Genomic DNA, 2,601 nt, shown 5'->3' with positions numbered 1-2,601 from the left:
TCTTTGAGTCCACAAAACCCCTTGGGTGTTGTATGGTTAAGCCTCACGGGCAATTAGTACAGGTTAGCTCAATGCCTCGCAGCACTTACACACCCTGCCTATCAACGTCGTAGTCTACGACAACCCTTTAGGACGCTTATAGCGCCAGGGAAAACTCATCTCAAGGCTCGCTTCCCGCTTAGATGCTTTCAGCGGTTATCGATTCCGAACTTAGCTACCGGGCAATGCCATTGGCATGACAACCCGAACACCAGAGGTTCGTCCACTCCGGTCCTCTCGTACTAGGAGCAGCCCCTTTCAATTTTCCAACGCCCACGGCAGATAGGGACCGAACTGTCTCACGACGTTCTAAACCCAGCTCGCGTACCACTTTAAATGGCGAACAGCCATACCCTTGGGACCGACTTCAGCCCCAGGATGTGATGAGCCGACATCGAGGTGCCAAACACCGCCGTCGATATGAACTCTTGGGCGGTATCAGCCTGTTATCCCCGGAGTACCTTTTATCCGTTGAGCGATGGCCCTTCCATTCAGAACCACCGGATCACTATGACCTGCTTTCGCACCTGCTCGAATTGTCATTCTCGCAGTCAAGCGGGCTTATGCCATTGCACTAACCACACGATGTCCAACCGTGTTTAGCCCACCTTCGTGCTCCTCCGTTACTCTTTGGGAGGAGACCGCCCCAGTCAAACTACCCACCAGGCACTGTCCGTAATCCCGATTCAGGGACCAACGTTAGAACATCAAAACTACAAGGGTGGTATTTCAAGGACGACTCCACCACATCTAGCGACGCGGTTTCAAAGTCTCCCACCTATCCTACACATGTAGGTTCAATGTTCAGTGCCAAGCTGTAGTAAAGGTTCACGGGGTCTTTCCGTCTAGCCGCGGGTACACTGCATCTTCACAGCGATTTCAATTTCACTGAGTCTCGGGTGGAGACAGCGTGGCCATCATTACGCCATTCGTGCAGGTCGGAACTTACCCGACAAGGAATTTCGCTACCTTAGGACCGTTATAGTTACGGCCGCCGTTTACCGGGGCTTCGATCAAGAGCTTCGACCGAAGTCTAACCCCATCAATTAACCTTCCGGCACCGGGCAGGCGTCACACCGTATACGTCATCTTACGATTTTGCACAGTGCTGTGTTTTTAATAAACAGTTGCAGCCACCTGGTATCTGCGACTCTCGTCTGCTCCATCCGCAAGGGACTTCACTGATAAGAGCGTACCTTCTCCCGAAGTTACGGTACCATTTTGCCTAGTTCCTTCACCCGAGTTCTCTCAAGCGCCTTGGTATTCTCTACCCGACCACCTGTGTCGGTTTGGGGTACGATTCCTTACAATCTGAAGCTTAGAGGCTTTTCCTGGAAGCATGGCATCAATGACTTCACTACCGTAGTAGCTCGACATCGTATCTCAGCGTTAGTAGCGGTCCGGATTTACCTAAACCACCCGCCTACGTACTTGAACCTGGACAACCGTCGCCAGGCCCACCTAGCCTTCTCCGTCCCCCCATCGCAATTGTAAGAAGTACGGGAATATTAACCCGTTTCCCATCGACTACGCCTTTCGGCCTCGCCTTAGGAGTCGACTTACCCTGCCCCGATTAACGTTGGACAGGAACCCTTGGTCTTCCGGCGAGGGAGTTTTTCACTCCCTTTATCGTTACTCATGTCAGCATTCGCACTTCTGATACCTCCAGCAGCCCTTACAGACCACCTTCAACGGCTTACAGAACGCTCCCCTACCCCACATACCCTAAGGTACGTAGCCGCAGCTTCGGTGTATAGCTTAGCCCCGTTACATCTTCCGCGCAGGCCGACTCGACCAGTGAGCTATTACGCTTTCTTTAAATGATGGCTGCTTCTAAGCCAACATCCTGGCTGTCTGAGCCTTCCCACATCGTTTCCCACTTAGCTATACTTTGGGACCTTAGCTGGCGGTCTGGGTTGTTTCCCTCTCCACGACGGACGTTAGCACCCGCCGTGTGTCTCCCGGATAGTACTTACTGGTATTCGGAGTTTGCAAAGGGTTGGTAAGTCGGGATGACCCCCTAGCCTTAACAGTGCTCTACCCCCAGTAGTATTCGTCCGAGGCGCTACCTAAATAGCTTTCGGGGAGAACCAGCTATCTCCAGGTTTGATTGGCCTTTCACCCCTAGCCACAAGTCATCCGCTAATTTTTCAACATTAGTCGGTTCGGTCCTCCAGTTGATGTTACTCAACCTTCAACCTGCCCATGGCTAGATCACCTGGTTTCGGGTCTAATCCTAGCAACTGTACGCCCAGTTAAGACTCGGTTTCCCTACGGCTCCCCTAAACGGTTAACCTTGCTACTAAAATTAAGTCGCTGACCCATTATACAAAAGGTACGCAGTCACACCACGAAGGTGCTCCTACTGCTTGTACGTACACGGTTTCAGGTTCTATTTCACTCCCCTCACAGGGGTTCTTTTCGCCTTTCCCTCACGGTACTGGTTCACTATCGGTCAGTCAGTAGTATTTAGCCTTGGAGGATGGTCCCCCCATATTCAGACAGGATATCACGTGTCCCGCCCTACTCGTTTTCACTGATTATGATGTGTCGGTTACGGGG

General features: G+C 51.9%; 1 rRNA gene. It reads right to left on the bottom strand.

The features are described 5' to 3' along the window. Positions 1-32 precede the first annotated feature (32 nt). Positions 33-2,601 (bottom strand): 23S ribosomal RNA (locus tag AB4274_RS19185); the annotation flags it as partial.

Source organism: Vibrio sp. 10N.261.55.A10, from assembly GCF_041470825.1.
Classification (GTDB): domain Bacteria; phylum Pseudomonadota; class Gammaproteobacteria; order Enterobacterales; family Vibrionaceae; genus Vibrio; species Vibrio crassostreae_C.
This window is presented reverse-complemented; position numbering and strand designations above follow the sequence as displayed.